At 70.8% G+C, this 2,728-nt stretch carries 3 protein-coding genes; all 3 read right to left on the minus strand.

The window, feature by feature from the left end; translation table 11 throughout:
* The coding region (locus ACWGKQ_RS52085) for an adenosylhomocysteinase (protein WP_453299166.1) at positions 1-680 on the minus strand (680 nt) is incomplete at its 3' end.
* Positions 658-1,572: a methylenetetrahydrofolate reductase [NAD(P)H] gene (gene metF, locus ACWGKQ_RS52090; RefSeq protein ID WP_453299167.1), complete on the minus strand. Its 915-nt coding sequence runs from the start codon at positions 1,570-1,572 to the stop codon at positions 658-660. The genes ACWGKQ_RS52085 and metF, both read right to left, overlap by 23 nt.
* A partial coding sequence (locus ACWGKQ_RS52095; protein WP_453299168.1) for a vitamin B12 dependent-methionine synthase activation domain-containing protein occupies positions 1,569-2,728 on the minus strand: 1,160 nt, incomplete at its 5' end. The genes metF and ACWGKQ_RS52095, both read right to left, overlap by 4 nt.

A 2,728-nucleotide genomic window follows, 5' to 3' on the forward strand; every position in this document is an offset into this window, starting at 1 on the left:
GTGACCGCGTCGTTGACATTGATCGCCGGGAACAGCAGGTCACCGTCGCGCTGCATCTCGTACAGACGGTGGACACCGGTCGTGGTCTCCTCGGTCACACCGCGGATGCCGGCGGCGATGACCGGCCAGTCCAGGGTGGTGGTCTCCAACAGAGAGCGCACGACGGCGAGTTCCTCGTTGGCGGCCTCGGGGAGGCGGCCGGTCTTCCGGTACTCGACGCCCTTGTGGACGAGCAGGGTGGCGTCACCGCCGTCGTCCAGAATCATGTTGGGGCCGTCGCCGTCGGGCCAGGTCAGCGCCTGCTCGGTGCACCACCAGTACTCCTGCAGCGTCTCGCCCTTCCAGGCGAAGACCGGAATGCCCGCGGCGGCGATCGCGGCGGCGGCGTGGTCCTGCGTGGAGTAGATGTTGCAGGACACCCAGCGGACCTGTGCGCCCAGGGCGACCAGGGTCTCGATGAGGACCGCGGTCTGTACGGTCATGTGCAGGGAGCCGGTGATCCGGGCGCCGGCCAGCGGCCGGGCATCGGCGTACTCACGGCGGATGGCCATCAGGCCGGGCATCTCGTGCTCGGCCAGGGTGATCTCCTTGCGGCCGAACTCCGCGAGACCGATGTCGGCGACCTTGTAGTCGGTGAAGTCGGCGTGGTCGGTGAGGTCAGCGTTCGGCTGAGAGGACATGCTCGGCGCTCCTGATGCTGTGGGTGGGCTGGATGTTCTGGTGGATCTCAAGCGTCGCGAGGGACTTGTTGAGCGTGATGTAGTGCAGGCCGGGCGCACCCTCGTCCAGCAGCCGGGCGGCCATGGCGGTGGCGTGGTCGACACCGATGCGGTGCCCCGCGGCCGGGTCGTCCTTCGCCGCCTCCAGGCGGTGGGCCAGGTCCTCGGGAAAGCCGGCGCCGCTGAGCTGCGCGAAGCGGCTGATCTGCCGGACGTCGGTGGCGGGCATGATCTCGGGGATGATCGGGGTGTCGCAGCCGGCCGCGGCGACCCGGTCCCGCAGCCGCAGATAGTCCTCCGGATCGAAGAACATCTGGGTGATCGCGTAGTCCGCGCCCGCCCGGCACTTGGCGACGAAGTGCCTGATGTCGCTGTCCCAGTCCGGCGAGCGCGGATGGCGCTCGGGGAACGCCGCCACACCGATGCCGAAGTCGCCCAGCCCGCGGACGAGGGAGACCAGCTCATGGGCGTGGGTGAGGCCCTGCGGGTGCGGGACCCAGCGGGCGTTCGGGTCGCCCGGCGGATCGCCGCGCAGCGCCAGCACGTCCCGTACGCCCGCGTCCGCGTACTGGCCCATGACGTGGCGCAGTTCGGCGACCGAGTGGCCCACGGCCGTCAGATGGGCGACGGGCCGCAGGGTCGTCTGCGTCGCGATGCGCTTGGTCACCTCGACCGTACGGTCCCGCGACGAACCGCCCGCGCCGTACGTCACGGAGACGAACGTCGGCGACAGCGACTCGATGCGGCGGATCGCGTTCCACAGGGTGCGGGCGCCCGCCTCGGTCCTCGGGGGGAAGAACTCGAAGGAGAAGGAACGGGCCCCGCTCGCGAGGACCTGGCGCACGGTGCTCATCGTCGGCCTCCCGCGTTGAAGTAGTTCGCCTCGGGGTGGTGGACGACGATGGCGTCCGTGGACTGCTCGGGGTGGAGCTGGTACTCCTCGGAGAGGCGGACCCCGATCCGCTCGGGCCCCAGCAGCGCGGCGATCTTGGCCCGGTCCTCGAGGTCGGGGCAGGCCGGGTAGCCGAGGGAGTAGCGGCAGCCCTGGTACTCGGTACGCAGCATGCCGTCGATGCCGGTCGGGTCGGCGCCGCCGATCCCCCACTGCGCGCGGACCCGGCTGTGCCAGTACTCGGCGAGGGCCTCCGCCAACTGGACGGACAGGCCGTGCAGTTCGAGGTACTCGCGGTAGGAGTCGGCGGCGAACAGCTCGGCGGTGGCCTCCCCGATCCTGGATCCCACGGTGACCATCTGGAGGGCCAGGACATCTCGCTCGCCGGACTCCTCGGGGCGGAAGAAGTCGGCCAGGCACAGGCGGCGGCCACGCTGCTGGCGGGGGAAGGTGAAGCGGGTCCGTTCGCCACCGTCCTCGTCCAGGACGATCAGGTCGTCGCCCTTGGACACGCAGGGGAAGTAGCCGTGGACCACGGCCGCTTCGAGGAGCCGGTCCGTCTGCAGCCGGTCCAGCCAGCCGCGCAGCCGCGGCCGGCCCTCCGACTCGATCGTCTCCTGGTCCTTCAGGCCCCACTGGCCCTTGAACAGGGCCGTCTCGTCCAGCCAGGACGCGTACTCGGCGAGCTGGATGCCCTTGACGACCCTCGTCCCGAAGAAGGGAGGCTCGGGTACGGGGTTGTCGACCGCCACGTCGCTGCGCCCGGCCGGTTCCGGCTCCCGCACCTTGAGCTGCGGCGTCTCCCGCTTCGGCACGCGGCGCTGTCGCAGCTCGGGCAGCGCGGCGCCGGGCAGCCCGCGCTTGACGCCGATGAGCGCGTCCATCAGGCGCAGGCCCTCGAACGCGTCCCGGGCGTAGCGGACCTCGCCCTCGTAGAGCTCGTGCAGGTCCTGCTCGACGTAGGCGCGGGTGAGTGCGGCACCTCCCAGGATCACCGGGAAGCGCTGCGCGAGGCCGCGCTGGTTGAGCTCCTCCAGGTTCTCCTTCATGATCACCGTGGACTTCACCAGCAGCCCGGACATGCCGATGACGTCGGCCCGGTGCTCGTCGGCGGCCT

Source organism: Streptomyces sp. NPDC054770 (assembly GCF_053611985.1).